Source organism: Streptomyces sp. NPDC023723 (genome assembly GCF_040639815.1).
In the GTDB taxonomy this organism is placed as follows: Bacteria; Actinomycetota; Actinomycetes; order Streptomycetales; family Streptomycetaceae; genus Streptomyces.
This window is the reverse complement of record NZ_JBFAAP010000068.1, coordinates 1-25611: the sequence shown is the minus strand read 5'-3', so window position 1 is coordinate 25611 and position 25611 is coordinate 1. Positions and strand designations below refer to the sequence as shown.

Sequence of the window (25611 nt, the reverse complement as noted above, 5' to 3'; positions counted from 1 at the left end):
GCTCCCGCCGACAGGCACCTCCGTCCCTGGCGGGAAGGGCGCCGCACTCGCCCGCGGCGAGAAGGGGCCGGGGTGGGAGGGGTGCCCGCCCGCAGCGGTTGGCGCGTCAACCCATCACCCTCAAAAAAGCCGAGGGCGCAACGCGCACCCCCACCGAACCCGCACCGGCCGCCGCAGGCATCCGCACACCCCCGCCCACCGGCCCGAGAGCCGATTGTCAGTGCCCGGGTGCACGATGGACGCATGGTCAGCTCCGCACACCGAGCCCTGGACGGCTTCTCCCCCGCGACCCGCGGCTGGTTCACGGGTGCCTTCTCCGCGCCCACCGCCGCCCAGGCAGGCGCGTGGCAGGCCATCGCGGCGGGCTCGGACGTGCTGGTCGTGGCCCCCACCGGTTCCGGCAAGACCCTGGCCGCCTTCCTCGCCGCCCTGGACCAGCTGGCCTCGGCACCCCCACCGGCCGACCCGAAGAAGCGCTGCCGCGTCCTGTACGTGTCTCCCCTCAAGGCCCTCGCCGTCGACGTGGAGCGCAACCTCCGCAGCCCCCTGACCGGCATCCGCCAGGAATCCGTCCGCCTCGGCCTGCCCGAGCCCGAGGTGAAGGTCGGCATCCGCTCCGGCGACACCCCCGCCGCCGAGCGCCGCGCCCTGTCCACCCGCCCCCCGGACATCCTGATCACCACCCCCGAGTCGCTCTTCCTGATGCTCACGTCGGCCACCCGCGACGCCCTGACCGGCGTGGAAACCGTCATCCTCGACGAGGTGCACGCGGTCGCCGGCACCAAGCGCGGCGCCCACCTCGCGCTCTCCCTGGAGCGCCTCGACGAACTCCTCCCGCGCCCCGCCCGCCGCATCGGCCTCTCCGCGACGGTCCGCCCCGTCGACGAGGTCGCCCGCTTCCTCTCCCCGCGCCGCAAGGCCGACATCGTCCAGCCCCCTTCCGGCAAGGAGTTCGACCTCTCCGTCGTCGTCCCGGTCGACGACCTCGGCGAACTGGGCGGCTCCCCCGTGGCGGACGGCGACGACGGCGCGGAGCGCCCCTCGATCTGGCCGCACGTGGAGGAGCGGATCACCGACCTCGTCCAGTCCCACCGCTCCACCATCGTCTTCGCGAACAGCCGCCGACTCGCGGAGCGCCTCTGCAACAGACTCAACGAGATCGCGTACGAACGCGCCACCGGCGAGCCCCTGGACGAGCACCACTCCCCCGCCGAACTGATGGGCGGCTCGGGAGCCGCCCAGGGCGCCCCGCCGGTGATCGCCCGGGCCCACCACGGCTCGGTCTCCAAGGAGCAGCGCGCCCAGGTCGAGGAGGACCTCAAGGCGGGCCGACTGCCCGCCGTGGTCGCCACCTCCAGCCTGGAGCTCGGCATCGACATGGGCGCGGTCGACCTCGTCGTCCAGGTCGAGTCGCCGCCGTCCGTCGCCTCCGGCCTCCAGCGCGTCGGCCGTGCCGGCCACCAGGTCGGCGCCGTCTCCACGGGTGTGGTCTTCCCGAAGTACCGCGGCGACCTGGTCCAGTCCGCCGTGGTCACCGAGCGGATGCGCACCGGCGCCATCGAGTCCCTGCGGATCCCCGCCAACCCGCTGGACGTCCTGGCCCAGCAGCTCGTGGCGATGACGGCCCTGGACACCTGGCAGGTCGACGACCTGCTCACCACGGTCCGCCGCGCCGCGCCCTTCGCCTCGCTGCCGGACTCGGCGTTCACCGCGGTCCTGGACATGCTGGCGGGCCGCTACCCGTCCGACGCCTTCGCCGAGCTGCGCCCGCGCGTGGTGTGGGACCGGGTGGCCGGCACCGTCACCGGCCGCCCGGGCGCCCAGCGCCTCGCCGTCACCTCGGGCGGCACGATCCCCGACCGCGGCCTGTTCGGGGTGTTCCTGGCCGGGGCCGACCCGAAGAAGGGTGGCGGCCGGGTCGGCGAACTGGACGAGGAGATGGTGTACGAGTCCCGGGTCGGGGACGTCTTCACGCTCGGCACCAGCTCCTGGCGGATCGAGGACATCACCCGCGACCGGGTCCTGGTCTCCCCGGCCCCCGGCGTGCCGGGCAGGCTGCCCTTCTGGAAGGGCGACCAACTGGGCCGCCCGCTGGAGCTGGGCCGGGCATTGGGCGCGTTCCTGCGCGAGGTCGGCTCGCTCACCGAGGAGGACGCCCGGCTGCGGCTGCTCGCCGCCGGCCTGGACGACCGCGCCGTGACCAACGTCCTCGCCTACCTCGCCGAGCAGCGCGAGGCCTGCGGCCACATCCCCGACGACCGGACCATCGTGGTCGAGCGCTTCCGGGACGAGCTGGGCGACTGGCGGGTGGTGGTGCACTCCCCGTTCGGCGCCCAGGTGCACGCCCCGTGGGCGCTGGCCCTCGGCGCCCGCCTGGCCGAGCGGTACGGCATGGACGCGCAGGTCATGCACGCCGACGACGGCATCGTGCTGCGCCTGCCGGACGCCGACCTGATGAGCCTGGACCTGCTCGACCAGGAACCGCGGTCCACCGGCACCGAGTACGACGCGGACCAGTCCCCGGTCGGTGCCGCCGACGTCGTCTTCGACAAGGGCGAGGTCGACCAGATCGTCACCGACCAGGTCGGCGGCTCGGCGCTGTTCGCGTCCCGGTTCCGCGAGTGCGCCGCCCGCGCGCTGCTGCTGCCGCGCCGCAACCCCGGCAAACGCACTCCCCTGTGGCAACAGCGCCAGCGCGCTTCCCAACTGCTGGAGGTGGCGAGCGAGTTCGGCTCGTTCCCGATCGTCCTGGAGGCGGTCCGCGAGTGCCTCCAGGACGTCTTCGACGTCCCCGGACTCGTCGAGCTGATGGGCGACGTGGAGTCCCGCAGGGTCCGCCTGGTGGAGGTCACCACCCCCGAGCCGTCCCCCTTCGCCCGTTCCCTCCTCTTCGGCTACGTGGCCCAGTTCCTCTACGAGGGTGACTCGCCGCTCGCCGAGCGCCGCGCCGCCGCGCTCTCCCTGGACTCCCGGCTGCTGGCCGAGCTGCTCGGCCAGGCGGAACTGCGCGAACTGCTCGACGCCGAGGTACTGACCGAGCTGGAGCAGGAGCTCCAGTGGCGCACCGAGGACCGCCGCGCCAAGGACGTGGAAAGCGTCGCCGACCTGCTGCGGCTGCTCGGTCCGCTGACCGACGCCGAGCTGGCCGAGCGGGGCGCCGAACCGCAGTGGGCCCCGGAGCTGGCCGCCGCCCGCCGCGCGATCAAGGTCCGCGTCGCCGGCGCCGACCACTGGGCGGCGATCGAGGACGCGGGACGGCTGCGCGACGCGCTCGGCACCGCGCTGCCCGTCGGCGTGCCCGAAGCCTTCACCGAACCGGTCAAGGACCCCCTCGGCGACCTCCTGGGCCGCTACGCCCGCACCCACGGCCCCTTCACCTCGGCCACCGCCGCCGCCCGCTTCGGCCTAGGTGTCGCCGTCACCGACGGCGCGCTGCAACGGCTGATGGCGGCGGGCCGGGTGGTGCAGGGCGAGTTCCACCCGGCCGGGATCGGCCAGGAGTGGTGCGACGCGGCCGTACTGCGCCGTCTGCGCCGGCGCTCGCTGGCCGCGCTGCGGCACGAACTGGAGCCGGTGCCGCCGCCCGCGCTGGCCCAGTTCCTCCCCCAGTGGCAGCACATCGGCAAGGGCCACACCCTGCGCGGCATCGACGGGCTGGTGCGCACGGTCGAACAACTGCAAGGCGCCTCGGTCCCGGCCTCCGCCCTGGAGAAGCTGGTCCTGCCGTCCCGGGTGGCCGACTACCGCCCCGCGATGCTCGACGAGCTGACCGCCGCCGGAGAGGTGGTGTGGGCCGGGGCGGGCTCGCTCCCCGGGAAGGACGGCTGGCTCTCCCTCTACCTCGCGGACGCGGCCCCGCTCCTCCTGCCCGCGCCGCACCCCCTGGAGACGACTGCCCTGCACCAGTCCGTCCTGGACACCCTCTCCGGCGGCTACGGCCTGTTCTTCCGCCAGATCGCCGACCAGGTCCGGGCCACGACCCATCCCGACGCGAGCGACCCACAGCTCGCCGACGCCCTGTGGGAGCTCACCTGGTCCGGTCTGCTGACCAACGACACGCTCGCCCCGCTGCGCTCCTTCCTCGGCTCGGGCCGCACGGCGGGCTCCACGGCACACCGCGCGAAGCGCAGGGTCCCCCGCGGGCGCTACGGCTCTCTCACCGCCGCCGCCCGCCCGGCCTCCCGCTCGGGCCCCCCGACCGTCGCCGGCCGCTGGTCGCTGCTGCCCGCCCAGGAGACCGACCCCACCGTGCGGGCGCACGCCCTGGCCCACACCCTGCTCGACCGGCACGGCGTGGTGACCCGGGGCGCCGTCGCGGCGGAGGGCGTCGAGGGCGGTTTCTCCGCGACGTACCGAGTGCTGTCGGTCTTCGAGGAGAGCGGGCAGGCCCGGCGCGGCTATGTGGTGGAAGGGCTCGGCGCGGCCCAGTTCGCGATGGACGGCGCCGTGGACCGGCTCCGCGCGGTCGCCAACGCCCGCGAGCGCGGCGACGCCCCGCGCGGCGCCGGACACCCCGCCGACGACTCGCCGCCCCAGGCCACCGCCGGGCTGGACACACCCCCGGACGCCACCGGAGAGCCCGACTGGTCCGGCGGCGCGTCCCCCCGCCCGGGCGACCCCTTCCCGGCCCTCGACACCGACTTCGCCGCCCCGGCCCCGGCAGGCGACCACAGCGGCTACGAGGACTACCAGGACCACGGCGGCTACGCTCCCCCGGCCTCCGGCAGCCCCCGCGGCACCGCCGGCCGTTACGACAACGCGTTCCCTCGCCGCTCCAACGGCCCCGCTCACCCCAACCGCCGTACCCGCCCCTCCTCCCACACCCCGGCCTCCCGCGCCGTCGTGCTGGCCGCCGCCGACCCGGCCAACGCGTACGGCGCGGCGCTCCCGTGGCCCGAGCCCCCGACCGGCGCCGGGCACAAGCCGGGCCGCAAGGCGGGCTCCCTGGTGGTGCTCGTCGACGGAGACCTGGCCCTCTACATGGAGCGCGGCGGCAAGACGCTGCTCGCCTGGTCCGCCGACCCCGGCGCCCCGGCCACCGACGACACCCGGCTGCAAGCGGCCACCGAGGCACTCGCCTCCGCCGCACGAGAGGGTTCCGTCGGCACGGTCACCGTGGAACGGATCAACGGCACCGCCGCCCTGACCTCCCCGCTGGGCGCCCTCCTGGAAACAGCGGGCTTCATCGCCACCCCCAGAGGACTGCGAATCCGGGCCTGAGAACGCCCCCCGTCCCGCACCTGTCCCACCCGCCCCCGTCCCACCCGTCCCTGTCCCGCCCCCACCCACGTCCACCTCGTCCGCCTCGTCCACCTCCGCCATGCCACCCTTGACCCATGCCCGAAGGAGACACGGTCTGGCAGGCCACGAAGCGGCTGCACCACGCCCTCGCGGGCAAGGTGCTCACCCGCACCGACTTCCGCGTCCCCCAGTACGCCACCGTCGACCTCACCGGCCGTACCGTCCTGGACGTCACTCCGCGCGGAAAGCACCTGCTCACCCGTATCGAGGGCGGCCTGACTCTGCACTCGCACCTCCGGATGGACGGCGCCTGGAAGGTGTTCGCCCCCGGCCGGCGCTGGACCGGCGGCCCCGCCCACCAGATCCGCGTGGTGCTCGGCACCGACGACCGCACCGCCGTCGGCTACCGCCTCCCGGTACTGGAACTGCTCCGCACCGCCGACGAGGACCGAGCCGTCGGCCATCTGGGCCCCGACCTGCTGAGCCCCGACTGGAACCCCGACCAGGCACTGGCCAACGTGCTGGCCGACCCCGCCCGTCCCCTGGGCGAAGCCCTGCTCGACCAGCGCAACCTGGCCGGTCTCGGCAACGTGTACAAGAGCGAGCTCTGCTTCCTGCTCGGCGTCACCCCGTGGCTCCCCACCGGCGACCTGCCCACCGACCGTGCGACGGCCCTGCCCGTCCTCGCCGCCCGGCTCCTGGAGGCGAACCGCGACCGCCCGGTCCGCAACACCACGGGCCGCCGGAACCCCGGCCTGTTCGTGTACGGCCGCGCCCCACGACCGTGCCTGCGCTGCGGCACCTCGATCCGGGTCGCCGACCAGGGCGACGGCTCCCGCGACCGCCCGACCTATTGGTGCCCCACCTGCCAGTCGGGCCCGACGCCGCACACCGCGCGTCCGTGAGGACCGGAGGGGCCAGTCACTGGTACCTCCCGTCCCGCCTGTCTCGCCCGTCCCTCCCGCCCCTCCACTCCCGCCAAGCCCGCCCCCACCGTCCCGTCGCGACCGCCCCCTCCGCCCGCCGTTTCGCCACACAGTGCACCGGCAGCACGCTCAGCCCCCACCCCGAGGCCGCGACCGCGCCTTCCAGCACTCCGGCGTCGGAGGTCAGCGTCAGTCGCAGCACCGCCCACCACCACACCGCCCCCAGTCCGAGCGCAGCCCCCCGGCGCACTATTCGCCCCGGCATGCTCCGTCACCTCCAGCCCCCGTGGACACCCGGCTGGACCGGGAGGACCGGCAGGACCGGCGGCCTCAGCCGTTCTCGGCCTGGAACATCCAGTGCTGCTTCTCAAGATCGGCGGTGACCTGGATGAACAGGTCCTGCGAGACGGGATCGGGAGCACCGGTGGCCGCGATCCGCTCCCGCATCCGCCCGATCACGGCACCCAGCGCCTCCACGACCGCGCCCACCGCAGTCGAATCGTCGACCCAGCCCTCCGGTGTCACGCCGATCCCGCTGCCGACGGCCACGGTCGCGGCCCGCCCGTCGGGCGGCACGCCCAGCGCGGCGGCGCGCTCCGCCACCGTGTCGGAGTGGGCGCGAGCGGTGCCGACCACCTCGTCGAGCTGGAGGTGCACGGACCGGAAGCGCGGCCCCACCACGTTCCAGTGGATCTGCTTCGCCACCAGGGCCAGATCCACCAGGTCGACCAGGGCGCCCTGGAGCGCCTCCGACACGGTCTTCAGGTCCGCGTCGGACAACGGGCTCTTGACGACGTACATCCGCACCTCCGTGAGCTGTCCCCCCACCGGTTGCCCCCGTCATGTCCCTCAACGATGACCGCAGCACCGACGCCCGGCAAACGCACCCGCCGCCGACCGTTCCGGAACCCGCGAAAACCGCACCCGTGAAACCGGACCCGCGAAACCGGACCCGCGAACGCCGCGCATGAGAATGCCGCTCTCGCGAGAACCGGCACCGGCGCATGCAAGGACTGGACATGCGAAAACCCCGACCGCACTTCTCCGGATCTCCGGAGAAGGCCCGGCCGGGGCCTGGCACACCTTCTTCACGCCTCGCGGACCGCCCGGCAGGGGCGGCGTCGCTCAGGCGGCGACGACGTCCACCGCTTCGGCGGGCGCCTTGATCGTCACCCGTTCCGGTGGCACACCGGTCACCGACACGGAGCCCAGCATGGGGCGACGCACCGGCGTGGGAACGGTTTCGCTGGGGGTGGCCGCAGCGGACTGGGCCAGCTCGGCGAGGGCCAGTTCGTCACTCACTTCTCGCATGAGCTCGGACATCCGTACGTCCAACGCGTCGCAGATGGCGGAGAGCAGCTCGGAGGAAGCCTCCTTCTGCCCCCGCTCCACCTCGGAGAGATAGCCGAGTGAGACTCGGGCGGACGAGGAGACTTCGCGCAGAGTACGGCCCTGGCGCTGGCGCTGCCGACGCAGCACGTCACCCAGCAGGCGACGGAGCAGAATCATCGGTGGCTCCCTCCTCGGACCGCGTAGCCGCATCCTTCTCGCCCCACCGTACCGCCTCGCGCCGCGGCCGTGCGGGGAGCGATGTCGTGTTCACTCAGGGCTGCAAACATCAAAACCCCCCGTTCTGTTCCGTATCCTGTGCCCGCTCATTCCCGGTCTGTTCGTCCGCCAGCTCCTTCAGGAGCAGGGCGAGTACGCTCCGTACACTCTCCATACGAATTTCCGCACGGTCGCCGTTCAACCGCAGCGCCTCCACTTTTCCGCCAGGGGCAGAACCGGTGGCCGCTCCGTGCGGTCCGTGGACGGCCACGAAGACGGTTCCCACGGCCTGGCCGTCCTGAGGGTCCGGACCGGCGACGCCCGTCGTCGCGACGCCCCAGTCGGCACCCAGGGCCTTCCGTACGCCGGCCGCCATCTGGGCGGCGACCTCGGGATCGACCGCGCCGCGCGCCGCCAGCACCGCGGCGTCGACGCCGAGCACCCGGTGCTTCAGGTCGGTGGCATAGGCCGTCACCGAGCCCCGGAACACCTTGGAGGCGCCGGGGACCGAGGTCAGATCGGCCGCGACCAGACCACCGGTCAGCGACTCGGCGACCGCGACGGTCGCACCGCTCACTGTCAGTAGTCGCACCACGTCGGCGGCCTCGGAACTCAAGCGTCCGTCTCCTTCAACGCCGCCTCGCGCTCGGCGATTCCTTCTCTGCGCAGCACAATGGCCTGTTTCACATAGTCGAGACCGGTCGCCACGGTCAGGACGACCGCCACGGCCATCACCCAGAACCTCAGGGTGGCCAGGGGCCCCGTCAGCGCCAGCACGTACATACCGACGGCCACGCCCTGGGTGAGGGTCTTCAGCTTGCCGCCCCGGCTGGCGGGGATGACGCCGTACCGGATGACCAGGAAACGCAGCAGGGTGATCCCGAGTTCCCGGCCGAGGATGACGGCCGTGACCCACCACGGCAGATCGCCCAGCGCGGAGAGACAGATCAGCGCCGCCCCCATGATCGCCTTGTCGGCTATGGGATCGGCGATCTTCCCGAAGTCGGTGACCAGGTTGTACGTACGCGCCAGATGCCCGTCGAAGAGGTCGGTGATCATGGCGACGGCGAAGGCGGCCCAGGCGAACGAGCGCCAGGCCGGGTCGTATCCGCCGTTGCCGAGCATCAGCGCGACGAAGACCGGCACCAGGACCAGCCGCAGCATCGTCAGCAGGTTGGCGACGTTCCAGACACTGGCCTGGTCGACGGCGGCGGCCACGATCTTCCCGCCCCGCTGCGCACCGCCCCGCTGGACGCCCTCGCGCCCGGCGGCGCCGCCGTCGTCCGTCCCCCGGCCCGTTCCCGGGTCCGGCCCGCGCGCACCGGCCGCACGACTGCCGCCGCCGGCCCCGGCGCCCGGTCCGGTGCGCCGCAGCATCCCCGGCCGCTCCACCGCACCCGAAGCCAGACCCGAAGCCGCCCCCGAACCGGAAGCCGAGGCCGCACCGGACGCCGCCGCACCCGGTGCCGTACCCGGGCCGGCCCGCCGCGCGCCGGAGGGCCCTCCCGCCGCGGACGCCGGTGCTCCGGTCATCTGCCCGCCTCCTCAGTACACGCGACAGCGTCCGCGCCGAACGGATCCGCACCGGACGAGCCGTCCTCGACCGGCCCGGCCAGCGGCTCGGCCACCAGGTCGACACCTTCCGTACCGACCACCTTCGCGTCGACCATACGACCGACCCGCAGCCCTTCGCCGCTCGTGAGCAGCACTTGGCCGTCCGTCTCGGGCGCCTGGTGCGCGGCCCGCCCGTACACACCCTCCTCGTCCGCGGCGGAATCCACCGAACCCACGGACTCCACCAGCACCCGCACGGTCGACCCGACCCGCTCCTCGGCGCGCTGCGAGACGAGCTCCTCCGCCAGCCGGGAGACCCGCGCGAGGCGCTCGTCGACCACGTCCTGGTCCAGCTTGCCGTCGTATCCGGCCGCCTCGGTGCCCTCCTCGTCGGAGTAGCCGAAGACGCCGATGGCGTCCAGCCGCGCGTGGTTGAGGAACCGCTCCAGCTCGGCCAGGTCGGCCTCGGACTCGCCGGGGAAGCCCACGATGAAGTTGGAGCGCACGCCCGCTTCGGGCGCCTTGCTCCGGATGGTGTCCAGGAGTTCCAGGAAGCGGTCGGTGTCGCCGAAGCGGCGCATCGCGCGCAGCACGCCGGGCGCCGAGTGCTGGAAGGAGAGGTCGAAGTACGGGGCGACCTTCGGGGTGCCGGTCAGGACGTCGATCAGGCCGGGGCGCATCTCGGCCGGCTGGAGGTAGCTGACCCGCACCCGCTCGATGCCGTCGACCTCGGCCAGCTCCGGCAGCAGGGACTCCAGCAGCCGGATGTCGCCGAGGTCCTTGCCGTAGGAGGTGTTGTTCTCGGAGACCAGCATGATCTCCGAGACGCCCTGCTCGGCCAGCCAGCGCGTCTCGTTCAGCACGTCGCTCGGGCGGCGCGAGATGAAGGAGCCGCGGAAGGAGGGGATGGCGCAGAAGGAGCAGCGCCGGTCGCAGCCGGAGGCGAGCTTCACCGAGGCCACCGGGGCACCGCCCAGCCGGCGGCGCAGCGGCGCGCGGGGTCCGGACGCCGGTGCGAGGCCCTCCGGGAGATCGGCGGGCGCGGATTCGGCCGCCTCCTCCGAAGCCGAACCGGAACGCGCACCCGACCCGTGCCCCGGAAGCGCCACCCCGGCCCCCGCGCCCTGCCGCTCGGCCGGGCTGATCGGCAGCAGCTTGCGCCGGTCGCGCGGGGTGTGCGCGGCGTGGATGCCGCCGCCGAGGATGGTGCGCAGCCGGTCGGAGATGTCGGCGTAGTCGTCGAAGCCGAGCACGCCATCGGCCTCGGGGAGGGCCTCGGCCAGTTCCTTGCCGTACCGCTCGGCCATGCAGCCCACCGCCACCACGGCCTGCGTTCTCCCGTGGCCCTTGAGGTCGTTGGCCTCCAGGAGGGCGTCGACGGAGTCCTTTTTGGCGGCCTCGACGAAGCCGCAGGTGTTCACCACGGCGACGTCCGCGTCCTCGGCGTCCTCGACGAGCTTCCAGCCGTCCGCCTCCAGACGGCCTGCGAGCTCCTCCGAGTCCACCTCGTTACGGGCGCAGCCAAGGGTGACGAGTGCGACGGTGCGGCTTTCAGGCATGGGCTCAAGACTACTTCGTCCCGCCGACAGCCCACGTCGACGGGGTTGGCCGATCTTGGCCAACCCCGTACCGACTCGCCTCTCAGGTCCGTTATCCGACCTGGGGGTCGCCCTTGGTGTACGTCAGCCGCTCCACCGCGCCCGGCTGGAAATCGTCCTCGATCTTCTTGCCGTTCACATGGAGCTGGATCGCGCCGGCGTCACCGAGGACCAGGTTGACCTTCTCGTTGTCCTGGAAGGTCTTGGAGTCGCCCTGGTCGAGCACCCCGTCGAAGAGCGAGCGGCCGTTGTGGTCCTTGGCGGAGATCCAGCTGCGGCCGTCGGTGGCGCTGACCTGGACGGTCACCTTGTCCTGCGGTACGGCGGCGATGGCGCTGTCGGTCGGTTTGGGATCGGCGGGCTTCTTGGTCCCGGCGGACGCGGACGACTTGCTCGCGGTCGGCGTGGACCCCTCGGCCACGTTGGCCTCGGCGGCACCGCTGTCGTCGCCGCCCTTGACCATGGTGAACCCGACGAAGCCGATCACGGCGACGATCGCGGCGACCATGGCGGCGGTCCAGTTGGGCCCGCGCCGCTCGGGCCGGATGCGCTCCGCCTCGAAGAGCGGCGCGGCGGGGGTCGGGGCGGGGCGTCCGCCGCGCGCGGCGGCGAACTGGTCGAGCAGGGGCGCCGGGTCCACCCCGACCGCCCTGGCCAGCGTACGGATGTGCCCGCGGGCGTAGACGTCGCCGCCGCACGGCGTGAAGTCGTCGGCCTCGATGGCGTGCACAATGGCGATCCGCACCCGGGTGGCACCGCTGATGTCGTCGACGGTCAGCCCGGCGGCGATCCGCGCCTGCCGCAGAGTCCGGCCGATGGAGGGGCGGTCTTCCTCAGGAACACCGTCGGACACGTCGTCGGGCGCATCGACGGACGGACGCTCGTCTTCGGGAGAGTTACCGGGAGAGTTGCCGATGGACACGGGGGCGCCTTTCGAGCGTTAAGCCACCTGTGCTGGAAGTTCAGTCTAGGGGGGGTACGAACGGGTGGGGCAACCGGGCGGTCGTACTTTGTACGCCATCTGAATGGCCCATCGGACTGGCCCGGCAGACCGATGATGGAGCACCTGTTCGTCGCTTTCCTCAACTTGACGTACGCCGTGGGGAAACGGTTGCCCATTGATCGATTGCGGATGGATCACGGTGTCCGTCCGGCTCGCGCGCCCGCTCCCCTACCCTTCAGACTCCCCCCGGATCACGGCCAGCACGCCGTCCAGTTCGTCAGGCTTCACAAGAACATCACGCGCCTTTGAGCCTTCGCTCGGTCCGACGATGTTCCGCGACTCCATGAGGTCCATCAGCCGCCCCGCCTTGGCGAAGCCGACCCGCAGTTTGCGCTGGAGCATGGACGTCGACCCGAACTGCGTGGAGACCACCAGCTCGGCCGCCTGGCACAGCAGGTCGAGGTCGTCGCCGATGTCCTCGTCGATCTCCTTCTTCTGCTTGGTGCCGACGGTGACGTCGTCCCGGAAGACCGGCGCCATCTGGTCCTTGCAGTGCTGGACGACCGCCCCGACCTCGTCCTCGGTCACGAAGGCGCCCTGCATACGGGTCGGCTTGTTGGCGCCCATCGGCAGGAACAGGCCGTCGCCCTTGCCGATCAGCTTCTCGGCGCCGGGCTGGTCGAGGATGACCCGGGAGTCGGCCAGCGAGGAGGTGGCGAAGGCCAGCCGGGACGGCACGTTCGCCTTGATCAGACCGGTGACGACGTCGACCGAGGGCCGCTGGGTGGCGAGCACCAGGTGAATGCCGGCCGCGCGCGCGAGCTGCGTGATCCGCACGATCGAGTCCTCGACGTCGCGGGGCGCCACCATCATCAGGTCGGCCAGCTCGTCCACGATCACCAGCAGGTACGGATACGGGTGGAGCTCGCGTTCGCTGCCCTCGGGCGGCTTGACCTTGCCTTCGCGCACCGCGCGGTTGAAGTCGTCGATGTGCCGGTAGCCGTAGGCGGCCAGGTCGTCGTAGCGCAGGTCCATCTCGCGGACGACCCACTGGAGCGCCTCGGCGGCCCGCTTGGGGTTGGTGATGATCGGCGTGATCAGGTGCGGGATGCCCTCGTAGGCGGTCAGCTCGACCCGCTTGGGGTCGACCAGGATCATCCGGACGTCCTCCGGGGTGGCCCGCATCATCACCGAGGTGATCAGGCAGTTGATGCAGGACGACTTGCCGGAGCCGGTGGCGCCGGCCACCAGTATGTGCGGCATCTTCGCCAGCGAGTGCATGACGTAGCCGCCCTCGACGTCCTTGCCGAAGGCGACCAGCATCGGGTCGTCGTCCTCGGCGGACTCCGCGAGCCGCAGTACGTCGCCGAGGTTGACCATCTCCCGGTCGGTGTTGGGGATCTCGATGCCGACCGCGGACTTGCCGGGGATCGGGCTGATGATCCGCACGTCGGGGCTGGCGACGGCGTACGCGATGTTCTTGGTCAGGGCGGTGACCCGCTCCACCTTCACGGCCGGACCGAGTTCCACCACGTACCGCGTCACCGTCGGCCCGCGGGTGAAGCCGGTGACCGACGCGTCGACCTTGAACTCGGTGAAGACGGTGGTCAGCGCCTCCACTATGGCGTCGTTGGCGGCGCTGCGGGATTTGCCGGGACCGCCGCGCGTCAGCATGTCCAGGGACGGCAGGGCGTAGGTGATGTCCCCGGAGAGCTGGAGCTGCTCGGCCCGCGACGGCAGCTCGCGCTCCGCGGCCGGCGGGGCCTTGGTCAGGTCGGGGACCGCACCGCTGGACAGCTTCTCCTGCTTGGGCCGGGCGCCGGGGACCGGCTTCGGCACCGGCGTGGGGGTGGTCTGCTCCCGCTCCCCCGTGCTCACCCCCTGGGTGAGGTCGGCGACCAGGGGCGACGGCGGCATCCCGTGCAGCACCGCGCCGTCCAGCGCGGCGGCGACCGCGGCGGCGACGTCCACGGCGTCCATCCGGCGCTCCCCGTCGGGCTGCGGCACGGCGGACCGCCGGGGCCGGCCGCGCCGCTTGGTGAGCGCCTCCTCCTCGGCCGTCTCGGGGTCGTACGCCTGCGGGGCGGGTCCCCGGCGGCCCCGGGGCCGGGCGGGCAGCGCCTCGCGCCACTGCTCCTCGTACCGCTCCTCGTCGTCCGTGAAGGCCACGGGGTCGCGGACGACGCCGAGCCGGACGCCCAGCAGCCGCAGCCGCTGCGGGATGGCGTTGACCGGGGTGGCGGTGACCACCAGCAGCCCGAAGACGGTCAGCAGCACCAGCAGCGGCACCGCCAGTACGTCGGTCATGGTGTACGACAGCGGGGTCGCCACCGCCCAGCCGATCAGCCCGCCGGCGTCCCTTATCCCCTGCATGCCGTCGCCGCGCGCGGGCGAGCCGCAGGCGATGTGCACCTGGCCGAGCACGCCGATGACGAGCGCCGAGAGGCCGATCACGATGCGGCCGTTGGCCTCGGGCTGCTCCGGGTGCCGGATGAAGCGCACGGCGACGGCGCCGAGCAGGATCGGCACCAGCAGGTCGAGCCGGCCGAAGGCGCCGGTGACCAGGATCTCCACGAGGTCGCCGACCGGGCCCTTCAGATCGGCCCAGGTGCCCGCGGCGACGATCAGCGCGATGGCGAGCAGCAGCAGCGCGACGCCGTCCTTGCGATGCGCCGGGTCGAGGTTCTTCGCGCCCTGCCCTATGCCGCGGAACACGGCCCCGACCGCGTGCGCCAGGCCCAGCCAGATCGCCCGGACGAGGCGCAGGACGCCACTGGTCGGGCTGAGGGCCGGGGCGGGCGCGGGTTTCCGCACCGCGGCCTTCCTGGCGGGCGCCTTCTTCGGGGGCGCCTTCCGCGCGGCGGCCTTCTTCGCCGGAGCCTTCGCGGGAGCCGCTTTCTTCGCGGGCTGCTTCTTGGCTGCGGAGGGACGTGAGGCCATAGGTGCGAGGTTACCGGTGGAGACGGCAACGGACACGTGTGCCTACTGCTTCACCCGTTCGTGTCGTGCTTGCGGTGACACCGGAACTGACGCTTCCGCGAGGGGCGGTGACGCGACCTCACGAGAGGTGCGGGCTTCAGTTGACCGCGGTCTGGCCGCCCGAGCCCGGCTCCAGCGCGTCCAGCGCCCGCCGCAGCCCGGTGAGCTTGCGCTCCAGGTGCGCCGCCGTGGCCACCGCCGCGGCGTCCGTCGAGTCGTCGCCCAGCTGTTTGGACAGCGCCTCGGCCTGCTCCTCGACGGCCGCCAGCCGCGCCGACAGCTCGGCGAGCAGCCCGGCCGACTCCTTGGCCTCGCCGGCCGCGGACTTGCCGCCGGTGCCCTCCAACTGGAGCCGCAGCAGAGACGCCTGCTCCCGCAGCTGGCAGTTCTTCATGTACAGCTCGACGAAGACGGAGACCTTCGCGCGCAGCACCCACGGGTCGAACGGCTTGGAGATGTAGTCCACCGCGCCGGCCGCGTAGCCGCGGAAGGTGTGGTGCGGTCCGTGGTTGATCGCGGTGAGGAAGATGATCGGGATGTCCCGGGTCCGCTCCCGCCGCTTGATGTGCGCCGCGGTCTCGAAACCGTCCATGCCCGGCATCTGGACGTCCAGCAGGATGACCGCGAAGTCGTCCGTGAGCAGTGCCTTGAGCGCTTCCTCCCCGGACGATGCCCGCACCAGCGTCTGATCGAGCGCCGAGAGGATCGCCTCCAGCGCCAGCAGATTCTCCGGCCGGTCATCGACCAGGAGGATCTTGGCCTTCTGCACCATGGCCCGCCCTCCTCGCCCCGGCGTGGGGCCTCCCCTGTCCGCAGGACTTGGGGTGGCACCGACCGGTGCCGCCCCGGGGGACGACTCCCTTGCGCCGCCCGTCCTTGTGCCGGTCATCGTAGCCGCACCCCGCCTGTCGCCACACCCTGTCACCGAGATGTCACTGTGCACGTAGCAGAAACGCAGCGGGGGACCAGAAGGTTCCCCGAATCCCGCGCCTCTACACGACTTCGGGCACACTGAGTCAGCGACTCCGCGCGCACCGCGAGGTGCCCGCCCTGCCGTCGGTGATCCGTCGGTACTACGTTCGCACGTCCCCCGAACCTACCGCTCAGGCACCCCTCATCCACTCCTGCATGACCGTCAGCAGATGGTCCGGGTCGACCGGCTTGGTCACGTAGTCCGAGGCGCCGGACTCGATCGCCTTCTCCCGGTCGCCCTTCATCGCCTTGGCGGTCAGCGCCACGATCGGCAGCCCGGCGAACTGGGGCATCCGACGGATCGCCGTGGTCGTCGCGTACCCGTCCATCTCGGGCATCATGATGTCCATCAGCACCACCGCGACGTCCTCGTGCTGCTCCAGCACCTCGATGCCCTCGCGCCCGTTCTCCGCGTACAGCACCGACAGCCCGTGCTGCTCCAGGACGCTGGTGAGCGCGAACACGTTGCGGATGTCGTCGTCGACGATCAGCACCTTCTCGCCGCCGAACCGGATGCCCCGCACCGACTGCGGCAGCGGCTCCTGCTCCACGGCCGACCGGTCCTCCTGCGGCGCGGGCCGCGGCTCGGCCTCCGGCAGCTCGGGCAACGCCCGGCGCCGGCGCCGGAACAGCGCGGCCGGACCGTGCTGCGTCTCCTGGTACGACTTCACCTCGGCGGGCGTCTCGGCCCGCGCCCGGGCCTCCGCCTCCTCGTCCCGGGCCGCCGCGGACACCAGGTCACCGGCCTCCAGCGCGGCCACCGGCTGCTGGTAGCCCTGCGGCGGCAGCTCATTGAGGTGCAGCGGCAGGTACAGCGTGAAGGTCGAGCCGCGGCCCGGCTCGCTCTGCGCGTGGATCTCGCCGCCGAGCAGCTGGGCGATCTCCCGGGAGATCGACAGCCCGAGGCCGGTGCCGCCGTACTTGCGGCTGGTGGTCCCGTCGGCCTGCTTGAACGCCTCGAAGATCACCCGCATCTTGCCGGCCGCGATGCCGATCCCGGTGTCGGTCACCGAGAAGGCGATCAGCGCCGCCCCCGGGTCGGTCAGCGAACCGGCCTCCAGGAGCTGCTCCCGGATGCGCTGCGGCACGTCGTCCCGGGCGGGCCGGATGACCAGCTCGACCGAACCGGAATCGGTGAACTTCACCGCGTTGGACAGCAGGTTGCGCAGCACCTGGAGCAGCCGCTGCTCGTCGGTGTGCAGCGTGGCGGGCAGCTCCGGCGAGACCCGTACCGACAGGTCGAGGCCCTTCTCGGCGGTCAGCGGCCGGAAGGTGGCCTCCACGTAGTCCACCAGCTGGACCAGCGCGATCCGGGTCGGCGAGACGTCCATCTTGCCCGCCTCGACCTTGGACAGGTCCAGGATGTCGTTGATCAGCTGGAGCAGGTCGGACCCGGCGCCGTGGATGGTCTCGGCGAACTCGACCTGCTTGGGGGACAGGTTCCCCTCGGCGTTGTCGGCGAGCAACTTGGCCAGGATCAGCAGCGAGTTGAGCGGCGTACGCAGCTCGTGCGACATGTTGGCCAGGAACTCGCTCTTGTAGCGCATCGACACGGCGAGCTGCTCGGCGCGCTCCTCCAGGACCTGCCGGGCCTCCTCGATCTCGGTGTTCTTCACCTCGATGTCACGGTTCTGCTGGGCCAGCAGCTCGGCCTTCTCCTCCAGTTCGGCGTTGGACGCCTGGAGCGCCTTCTGCCGCTGCTCCAGCTCCTCGGACCGGTCCCGCAGTTGCTCGGTCAGCTCCTGCGACTGCTTCAGCAGCACCTCCGTCTTGGTGTTGACGGAGATGGTGTTGACGCTGGTCGCGATCATCTCGGCGATCTGGTTGAGGAAGTCCTTCTGGATCTGCGTGAACGGCGTGAACGACGCCAGCTCGATGATGCCGAGCACCTTGCCCTCGAACAGCACCGGCAGCACGATCACCTGCGCGGGCGGCGCCTCGCCGAGCCCGGAGGAGATCTTCAGATAGCCGCTGGGCGCGTTCTCCACCAGGATCGTGCGCTTCTCCTGCGCGGCCGTCCCGACCAGCGCCTCCCCGGGCCGGAACGAGGTCGGCATCGACCCCATCGAGTAGCCGTACGAGCCGAGCATCCGCAGCTCGTAGTTGTCCTCCCGCGCGGCGGCCGGTTCCTGGCCGTCCACCAGGGGCATCGCCAGGAAGAACGCGCCGTGCTGCGCGGAGACCACCGGCGTCAGCTCGCTCATGATCAGCGAGGCGACGTCCTGGAGGTCGCGGCGGCCCTGCATCAGCGCCGAGATGCGCGCCAGGTTGCCCTTGAGCCAGTCCTGCTCCTTGTTGGCGATCGTGGTGTCCCGCAGGTTGGCGATCATCTTGTTGATGTAGTCCTGGAGCTCGGAGATCTCCCCCGAGGCGTCCACGTCGATCTTCAGGTTCAGGTCGCCGCGGGTCACCGCGGTCGCCACCCGCGCGATGGCCCGCACCTGCCGGGTCAGGTTCCCGGCCATCTCGTTCACCGACTCGGTCAGGTCCCGCCAGGTGCCGTCGACGTCCCGCACCCGCGCCTGCCCGCCGAGCTGCCCCTCGGTGCCGACCTCACGGGCCACCCGGGTGACTTCCTCGGCGAACGACGACAGCTGATCGACCATGGTGTTGATGGTCGTCTTGAGCTCCAGGATCTCGCCGCGCGCGTCGATGTCGATCTTCTTGGAGAGGTCGCCCTTGGCGATCGCCGTGGTCACCAGGGCGATGTTGCGCACCTGCCCGGTCAGGTTGGACGCCATCTGGTTCACCGACTCGGTGAGGTCCTTCCAGGTGCCGGCCACCCCCGGGACGTGCGCCTGCCCGCCCAGGATGCCGTCCGTACCGACCTCCCGGGCCACCTTGGTGACCTGGTCGGCGAACGAACTCAGCGTCTTGACCATCGTGTTGAAGGTGTCGGCGAGCTGCGCGACCTCGCCGCGCGCCTCGATCGTCACCGTCCGGGTCAGATCGCCGTTGGCGACGGCGGCGGCCACCTGGGAGATGTTCCGCACCTGCACGGTCAGGTTCTTGGCCATCAGGTTGACGTTGCCGCTGAGGTCCTTCCAGATGCCGGTAATGCCCGGCACGTGCGCCTGGCCGCCCAGGATGCCCTCGGTGCCCACCTCGCGGGCCACCCTGGTGACCTGTTCGGCGAAGGACGACAACTGGTCGACCATCGTGTTGACGGTCGTGACCAGCTCCAGGATCTCGCCCTTGGCATCGACGGTGATCTTCTTCGACAGATCGCCCTTGGCGACCGCCGTCGTCACCTCGGCGATGTTGCGCACCTGGAGCGTCAGGTTGTTCGCCATGCCGTTCACCGACTGGGTGAGGTCCTTCCAGGTGCCGGAGACGCCCTGCACCTCGGCCTGACCGCCGAGAATGCCCTCGGTCCCGACCTCCCGGGCCACCCTGGTGACCTCCTGGGCGAACGACGACAGCTGGTCCACCATCGTGTTCAGCGTGTTCTTGAGCTCCAGGATCTCCCCGCGCGCGTCCACGGTGATCTTCTGCGACAGGTCACCGCGCGCCACCGCGGTCGCCACCTGCGCGATGTTGCGCACCTGGGCGGTGAGGTTCCCGGCCATGCCGTTCACCGAGTCGGTCAGATCGCGCCACACCCCGGCCACACCGGGCACCTGGGCCTGCCCGCCCAGCCGCCCCTCCGTACCCACCTCACGGGCGACCCGCGTCACCTGCTCGGCGAAGGACGACAGCTGGTCCACCATCGTGTTGATGGTGTTCTTCAGCTCCAGGATCTCCCCGCGCGCGTCCACGTCGATCTTCTGGGACAGATCACCGCGCGCCACGGCCGTCGTCACCTGGGCGATCTGCCGCACCTGGGACGTCAGGTTCCCGGCCATGAAGTTGACCGAGTCGGTCAGTTCCTTCCAGGTACCGGACACGCCGTCCACCCGCGCCTGACCGCCGAGCCGCCCCTCGGTGCCCACGTCCCGGGCCATCCGCGTCACCTGGTCGGCGAAGCTGGAGAGCTGGTCCACCATCGTGTTGACGGTGTTCTTCAGCTGGAGCATCTCGCCGGAGACGTCGACCGTGACCTTCTGCGACAGATCACCGTTGGCCACCGCCGTCGTCACCTGGGCGATGTTGCGCACCTGCCCGGTGAGGTTCCGGAACGCCGTGTTGACGGAGTCGGTCAGGTCCTTCCAGGTCCCGGCCGCCCCCGGCACCTGCGCCTGCCCGCCCAGCTCGCCCTCGACACCGACCTCGCGCGCCACCCGTGTCACCTCGGCACCGAACGCGGAGAGCTGGTCGACCATCGTGTTGACGGTGTTCTTCAGCTCCAGCATCTCGCCGGCCACGTCCACGGTGACCTTCTGCGACAGATCACCGTTGGCCACCGCCGTCGTCACGGCGGCGATGTCCCGCACCTGAGTGGTCAGGTTCCGGAACACGGTGTTCACCGAGTCGGTCAGGTCCTTCCAGGTCCCCGCCGCCCCCGGCACGTTCGCCTGCCCGCCGAGCTGCCCCTCGGCGCCGACCTCGTTGGCCACCCGGGTGACCTCGTCCGCGAAGATCCGCAGCGTCTCGGTCATCTGGTTGATCGTTTCGGCCAGCTGCGCGACCTCGCCCCGGGCCGGCACGGTCACCTTGCGCGACAGATCACCGTTGGCGACCGCGGTGGTCACCTCGGCGATCCCGCGCACCTGGGCGGTCAGGTTCCCGGCCATCGTGTTGACGGAGTCGGTCAGCTCCTTCCAGACACCGGCCACCCCGGGCACCCGGGCCTGCCCGCCCAGCTCACCCTCGGTACCGACCTCCCGCGCGACACGCGTCACCTCGGACGAGAAGGCGGACAGCTGATCCACCATCGTGTTGACGGTGTTCTTCAGCTCCAGCATCTCGCCGGCCACGTCGACCGTGACCTTGCGCGACAGATCGCCCTTGGCGACCGCGGTCGTCACCAGCGCGATGTCCCTGACCTGCGCGGTCAGCCGGTACGCCATCGTGTTGACGGAGTCGGTCAGGTCCTTCCAGGAACCCGACATGCCGCGCACCCGGGCCTGCCCGCCCAGCTTCCCCTCGGTGCCCACCTCGCTGGCCACCCGGGTGACCTCGTCGGTGAACGTGGAGAGCTGGTCGACCAGGTTGTTGACGGTCCGCCCGACCTTCAGGAACTCGCCGCGCAGCGGATGCCCGGTCCCCTCCGCCGCCTGCGTCCGCAGTTCCATCCGCGGCGACAGATCGCCCTCGGCGACCGCCGTCAGCACCCGGCCGACCTCGGAGACGGGGCGTACGAGATCGTCCACCAGCGCGTTGGAGTTGTCGACGGCGGTCGCCCAGGACCCCTCGCACGCCCCCGTCTCCAGCCGTTCCGTGAGCTTTCCCTCACGCCCGACCATGCGCCGCACCCGGGCCAGCTCACCGGTCAGATGCAGATTGCGGTCGGCCACCTCGTTGAAGACGGCCGCGATCTCCGCCATCACGCCGTCCCCGGACACCGTGAGGCGCCGGCGGAAGTTCCCGTCCCGCATGGTCACCAGGGCGGCCAGCAGCCGGTTCAGCGAGGCCGTGTCCACGACCGTGGTGCCATTGCCCCGCTTGCCTTGATTGCCCTGGTTGTTCGGGGACTGTCCGCCTTTCGCGCGCGTTTTCGTGCCCCGCGTCGCTGCGCCAGACTCCACTGTGTCCCTCCCGCAGGGTCGACCGTTACCGCTGTGCCCGGGTACCACATCCCGGCGTACCGGTTACTGACTGGTATTTCCTGTGCTGCCGCGCGGTCCCGCCCACTGTGCCGGGCCGCTTCCAGGGCTGCTGCCCACCGCGCGCCACCGGCACTCGGCCCGCCGCAACACTCACCGGGAGCCTGCCCAGTGTTTCACCCCGGCCGAACCAGGCCATAACAGTTCGGCAGCTTCGCACATCGTCCGCACACCCTCTGGGCGGAAACACTGCAGACCGGCATCCGCACGGACGGCGAAGGTAAGTAACCTTGCATGCGGCTGTCCAGCAGTGCCGGTTCCGACCGGCCTGGGCGGCGGCACGAGACGAGCGGGCATCGGAGGGGCGGCCGACCATGACCACCGGACTGATGCCGGGGGGACCACCCCCGGAACCCCAGCCGACGGACGGCCTGCCGCAGCAGCGGCACGATCCGGCCGGCGGAGCTCCGCAGGGACAGAGAGGTGCGAGGAGTTCTGTGATCACCGCGCGCGCGGCCGCCAGCTTCGAGCCCGTCGGGCGATCGGTCGCGAGCGCCCGCGCCTTCGTCCGGGACACGCTCCAGGGCTGGGGCTACGCCGACATCGTCGACGACGCCGTGGTGCTGACCAGCGAACTCGTCACCAACGCCGTGGTGCACGCGGGTACCGCCGCCGACGTCGTCTGCCTGCGCAGCGACGAAGGCGTACGGGTGGAGGTGGCCGACCACTATCCGGAGCGCGAGGTCCCGCTCCAGTCGTCGCCCGCCAACATGGGCAGTCCCGACCGGGAGGGCGGCCGCGGCCTCCAGCTCTGCGCGGCCCTGGCCAACCGCTGGGGCGTCGAGTACACGCCCACCCACAAGACCGTCTGGTTCCGGCTCACGCTGCCCGAGCGTCCCGTCGGCACCCGTGCGGCCGGGCCCGCGCTGCCGGCCGCCCTGCTGCCGCTGGCCGACGGCCGGGTCCGGGTCGCCGTCGTCCAGATCGACCGGGCCGGCGCGATCACCGCGTGGAACGAGGACGCCGAGGAGCTCTTCGGCTACCGGGCCGAGCAGGTCACCGGCAAGCCGCTGACCGACTTCGCCGCCTGGCCGCACACCCCGGGCACCAGCACCGGCATCGTGGAGGCGCTGCGCCTGTCCCGCTGGGAAGGCAGCTACGGCATCCGCGGCGCCAACGGCCGCATCACCCCGGTCTACGCCTCCCACCTGCGGGTCCGCGACACCGGCGGCGAACCGTCCACGGTCTGCCTCCTCGTCCGCGACCATGAACGCGCGGTGCTCCAGACCCCGTTGCGGGTCCCGGCCTCCGACCCGAACACCTCCGCCGAGGGCCAGAACACCGACCCCTTCGAAGTCTTCATCGGCTCCCCCGCCCCGGACGACCTCGACGGTCTGCTCCAGCGCACGGTCGAGCGGGCCCGCGACATGCTCGACGGCGACGCCGCCTTCCTGCTGCTGGCCACCGACGACGAGACGGAACTGGAGGTCCGCGCCTCCACCGGCCTGCCCTCCGCCCGCCAGCGCTTCGCCCGCGTCCCCGTCGAGGCCGGTCCCGGCCGCTACGGCTCGGCCCGGATGCCGGCCGTCCACGACGACCTGGCCGCCGTACCGGGCGCCGTACCGCTGCTGGGCGGCACCGGCATGCGCTCGGTCGTCACCGTCCCGCTCAAGGTCGAGGGCCGGCTCACCGGCTCCCTCGGTGTCGCCGCGGAGGCGGCGGGCCGCTACACCAACGAGGAGGCGCTGCGCCTCCAGTTCGCCGCCGACCGCATCGCCCTGGCCGTCGAGTCCGCCCGCCTCGGCGAACTGGAGCGGCTGCGCCGCGGTTCCCTCAGCTTCCTCGTCGAGGCCTCCGATCTGCTCGCCGGCACTCTGGACCGCGATCAGACCCTCGCCCTGATGGCCCAGATGACGGTCCCCACCCTGGCCACCTGGTGCGCCGTCTACACCATCGCCGACCAGGCCTCCGAGCCGTATCTCTCCTACGTCCTGCACGAGGACGAGGAACTCATCGACGGCATCAAGTCCCTGCTCGCCAAGGTCTCCCCACCGGACCCGGTCCCCACTCCCGGCGCCCGGGTGTGGACCATCCCCGCCGAGATCGCCCATCAGGCGGCGCTCCGCAGTTCCATGCGCAGTCTCGGCCTCAGCAGTACGCCCACCCGACAGGTCACCCCGGGCATCGGCCCGACGCTCGCCACCGCCGCCGCGGTCGGCGGCGAGACGGTCGTCCTCCCGCTGGTCGCCCGCAACCGCGTCATCGGCATGCTGACCCTCGGCAAGCCCACCGACGAGCACTTCCGCCAGGAGATCCTGGAACTGGCCGAGGACCTCTCCCGCCGCGCCGCCCTGGCCCTGGACAACGCCCGTCTCTACTCGGAGCGCACGGCCATCAGCCAGGCCCTCCAGCGCAGCCTGCTGCCTCCCGAACTCCTGCGCATCCAGGGCGTCGAGGTCGAGGTCATCTACCGCGCGGCCGGCGAGGGCAATGAGGTCGGCGGCGACTTCTACGACCTGTTCACCATCCGCGACGGCGTCTACGGCTTCGCCATCGGCGACGTCTGCGGTACGGGCCCGAACGCGGCGGCGGTCACGGGCCTGGCCCGGCACGCCCTGCGTCTGCTGGCCCGCGAGGGCCTCAGCGGCCCCGCGGTCCTGGAGCGTCTGAATTCGGCCATCCTCGACGAGGGGGCCCGCAGCCGCTTCCTGACCCTCCTGTACGGCGAGATGCGCCCCCTGGAGGACGGCAGCGCCGAACTCAAGGTCGTCTGCGCCGGCCACCCGCTCCCGCTCCGCCTCCGCCAGGACGGCACGGTCGAACCGGCCGCCGAACCACAGCCCCTCCTCGGTGTCATAGAGGATCTGGAGCTGTACGAGCAGACGGTCACCCTCGACCCGGGTGACGTCCTGCTCTGTGTCACGGACGGGGTCACCGAGCGCCGCGAGGGCACCCGCATGCTGGGCGACGACGGCCTCGCCGACGTTCTCACCACCTGCACGGGCCTGACGGCCGGCGCGGTGGCGGCCCGCATCATGCGTGCCGTGGAGCGTTTCGCGTCGGACGCCCCGTCCGACGACATGGCGATCCTGGCCATGCGGGTACCCGAGCCGCACACGGACTGAGGGCATGAGAAAGGCCCCGCCCGAATGGGCGGGGCCTTTCTCATGGCTCTACTACTCTGCTGAGCCCCCAAACGGAATCGAACCGTTGACCTTCTCCTTACCATGGAGACGCTCTGCCGACTGAGCTATGGGGGCCGGTCGCTTTTCGAGGTTTCCCTCGCGGCAACGGAATAGATCATACCCCGAACACAGCCGTGCTCCCAACCACCTCAAACAGCGGTCTGAAGCAGTCCGCCGAGCGCATTGCACGCGGATACGATCCGCTGCATGTCCCGCTTGGTCAGCGAGGCGTCGACGGGCAGTGCGAGGGTCTCGTCGGCGGCCCGTTCGGTCTCCGGCAGCGCGACACAGCGCCGGAATTCGGGCAACCGGTGCACGGGCGTCTTCACCGGCACCCGGCACTCCACGCCCCGGCCGCGCACGGCCCGCGCGAACGCGTCCCGGTCCGGCCGCCCGTTGCCGAGCACCCTCACCACGTACTGCCCGTAGGCGTGCCCGTCACCACCATCAGGTGTGCGCACTCCCCGAAGCCGCGCGTCGAGATACGCGGCCCGCTGCCTGCGCTGCGCTATCTCGTCGGACGGCGCCCCCGGTTCGCTCTCCTGCAGCACCAGCAGCCCGTGCCGTTGTCCCAGGTCGTGCAGCCGTTGCAGGTCGGCCGTCCGTCCGAATCGATGGACGGCCACGACGGCCGCGGTCCGTGGTCCGACGACCGCTTCGACGGCGGCGGGGTCGAGGCAGTAGGTCACCGGGTCTATGTCGGCGAACACCGGCATCGCACCGGCGAGGGCGACGGCCTCGGCGACTTCGACGTTCCCGAAGGCCGGCACGACGACCTCGTCACCGACTCCGACACCGGCGGCCCTGAGCATTGCGGCAGTACCCATGCTCTGGATGGTGGTTGCGGAACGTGAACACCAAGTGACAGGTAACAAAAAAGAGCTGGACCCGGAACAGAAGTTCCGGGTCCAGCTCTTTATAAGATTTGTTCGGCGGCGTCCTACTCTCCCACAGGGTCCCCCCTGCAGTACCATCGGCGCTGTAAGGCTTAGCTTCCGGGTTCGAAATGTAACCGGGCGT

Annotated in this window: 14 protein-coding genes, 1 tRNA gene and 1 rRNA gene; 3 read left to right on the top strand and 13 right to left on the bottom strand. The window is 71.6% G+C overall.

All coding sequences use genetic code 11. The features are described from left to right. Positions 1-243: 243 nt before the first annotated feature. Complete coding sequence (locus tag AB0G32_RS36260; protein WP_361173712.1) at positions 244-5220, top strand: ATP-dependent helicase; 4977 nt, start codon at positions 244-246, stop codon at positions 5218-5220. 116 nt (positions 5221-5336) lie between these two features. Further along, positions 5337-6146, top strand: a complete 810-nt coding sequence (locus AB0G32_RS36255; RefSeq protein ID WP_361173709.1) for a DNA-formamidopyrimidine glycosylase family protein — start codon at positions 5337-5339, stop codon at positions 6144-6146. A gap of 16 nt (positions 6147-6162) precedes the next feature. On the opposite strand, the gene AB0G32_RS36250 is transcribed toward AB0G32_RS36255, so the two are convergent. The 10 genes from AB0G32_RS36250 to AB0G32_RS36205 form a co-directional block, all read right to left on the bottom strand. Further along, positions 6163-6432, bottom strand: coding sequence for a hypothetical protein (locus tag AB0G32_RS36250; protein WP_361173706.1), 270 nt, complete (start codon positions 6430-6432; stop codon positions 6163-6165). A gap of 65 nt (positions 6433-6497) precedes the next feature. Further along, entirely contained in the window at positions 6498-6968 is a 471-nt protein-coding gene (locus tag AB0G32_RS36245; RefSeq protein ID WP_361173703.1) for a DNA starvation/stationary phase protection protein, read from the bottom strand. Positions 6969-7292: 324 nt separating this feature from the next. Further along, positions 7293-7676 (bottom strand): helix-turn-helix transcriptional regulator, encoded by a 384-nt coding sequence (locus tag AB0G32_RS36240; protein WP_189420814.1) that lies wholly within the window; start codon positions 7674-7676, stop codon positions 7293-7295. Positions 7677-7785: 109 nt separating this feature from the next. Further along, entirely contained in the window at positions 7786-8331 is a 546-nt protein-coding gene (locus AB0G32_RS36235; RefSeq protein WP_361173700.1) for a CinA family protein, read from the bottom strand. Further along, the gene (gene pgsA, locus AB0G32_RS36230; protein ID WP_361173697.1) at positions 8328-9248 is read right to left on the bottom strand and encodes a CDP-diacylglycerol--glycerol-3-phosphate 3-phosphatidyltransferase; all 921 of its coding nucleotides are present in this window, start codon (positions 9246-9248) and stop codon (positions 8328-8330) included. Before pgsA ends, AB0G32_RS36235 begins: the two co-directional genes overlap by 4 nt. After that, entirely contained in the window at positions 9245-10828 is a 1584-nt protein-coding gene (gene rimO, locus AB0G32_RS36225) for a 30S ribosomal protein S12 methylthiotransferase RimO (protein ID WP_361173694.1), read from the bottom strand. Before rimO ends, pgsA begins: the two co-directional genes overlap by 4 nt. 91 nt (positions 10829-10919) lie before the next feature. Continuing rightward, positions 10920-11789 (bottom strand): RodZ domain-containing protein, encoded by an 870-nt coding sequence (locus AB0G32_RS36220; protein ID WP_361173692.1) that lies wholly within the window; start codon positions 11787-11789, stop codon positions 10920-10922. A gap of 249 nt (positions 11790-12038) precedes the next feature. Then, positions 12039-14750, bottom strand: a complete 2712-nt coding sequence (locus AB0G32_RS36215) for a DNA translocase FtsK (protein WP_361173689.1) — start codon at positions 14748-14750, stop codon at positions 12039-12041. Positions 14751-14886: 136 nt separating this feature from the next. Further along, the gene (locus AB0G32_RS36210; RefSeq protein ID WP_361173686.1) at positions 14887-15561 is read right to left on the bottom strand and encodes a response regulator; all 675 of its coding nucleotides are present in this window, start codon (positions 15559-15561) and stop codon (positions 14887-14889) included. 331 nt (positions 15562-15892) lie between these two features. Next, positions 15893-21388, bottom strand: coding sequence for a HAMP domain-containing protein (locus AB0G32_RS36205; protein WP_361173683.1), 5496 nt, complete (start codon positions 21386-21388; stop codon positions 15893-15895). 392 nt (positions 21389-21780) lie between these two features. Between AB0G32_RS36205 and AB0G32_RS36200 the strand changes: the two genes are divergently transcribed. Then, the gene (locus AB0G32_RS36200) at positions 21781-24531 is read left to right on the top strand and encodes a SpoIIE family protein phosphatase (RefSeq protein ID WP_361173681.1); all 2751 of its coding nucleotides are present in this window, start codon (positions 21781-21783) and stop codon (positions 24529-24531) included. 62 nt (positions 24532-24593) lie between these two features. Here AB0G32_RS36200 and AB0G32_RS36195 read toward each other — a convergent pair. The 3 genes from AB0G32_RS36195 to rrf form a co-directional block, all read right to left on the bottom strand. Next, a tRNA-Thr gene (locus tag AB0G32_RS36195) sits at positions 24594-24666 on the bottom strand. A gap of 74 nt (positions 24667-24740) precedes the next feature. Continuing rightward, a complete protein-coding gene (locus tag AB0G32_RS36190; protein ID WP_361173748.1) occupies positions 24741-25403 on the bottom strand; it encodes a DegT/DnrJ/EryC1/StrS family aminotransferase in 663 nt (220 codons plus the stop codon). Positions 25404-25518: 115 nt separating this feature from the next. Continuing rightward, a 5S ribosomal RNA gene (gene rrf, locus AB0G32_RS36185) occupies positions 25519-25611 on the bottom strand; the annotation flags it as partial.

Bases quoted from the DNA above. Each gene is read 5' to 3' on its own strand.
- AB0G32_RS36210 (WP_361173686.1), bottom strand. From the start codon at position 15,561: ATGGTGCAGAAGGCCAAGATCCTCCTGGTCGATGACCGGCCGGAGAAT.
- rimO (WP_361173694.1), bottom strand. From the start codon at position 10,828: ATGCCTGAAAGCCGCACCGTCGCACTCGTCACCCTTGGCTGCGCCCGT.
- AB0G32_RS36245 (WP_361173703.1), bottom strand. From the start codon at position 6,968: ATGTACGTCGTCAAGAGCCCGTTGTCCGACGCGGACCTGAAGACCGTG.
- AB0G32_RS36190 (WP_361173748.1), bottom strand. From the start codon at position 25,403: ATGCTCAGGGCCGCCGGTGTCGGAGTCGGTGACGAGGTCGTCGTGCCG.
- AB0G32_RS36250 (WP_361173706.1), bottom strand. From the start codon at position 6,432: ATGCCGGGGCGAATAGTGCGCCGGGGGGCTGCGCTCGGACTGGGGGCG.
- AB0G32_RS36200 (WP_361173681.1), top strand. From the start codon at position 21,781: ATGACCACCGGACTGATGCCGGGGGGACCACCCCCGGAACCCCAGCCG.
- AB0G32_RS36260 (WP_361173712.1), top strand. From the start codon at position 244: ATGGTCAGCTCCGCACACCGAGCCCTGGACGGCTTCTCCCCCGCGACC.
- pgsA (WP_361173697.1), bottom strand. From the start codon at position 9,248: ATGACCGGAGCACCGGCGTCCGCGGCGGGAGGGCCCTCCGGCGCGCGG.
- AB0G32_RS36255 (WP_361173709.1), top strand. From the start codon at position 5,337: ATGCCCGAAGGAGACACGGTCTGGCAGGCCACGAAGCGGCTGCACCAC.
- AB0G32_RS36240 (WP_189420814.1), bottom strand. From the start codon at position 7,676: ATGATTCTGCTCCGTCGCCTGCTGGGTGACGTGCTGCGTCGGCAGCGC.
- AB0G32_RS36215 (WP_361173689.1), bottom strand. From the start codon at position 14,750: ATGGCCTCACGTCCCTCCGCAGCCAAGAAGCAGCCCGCGAAGAAAGCG.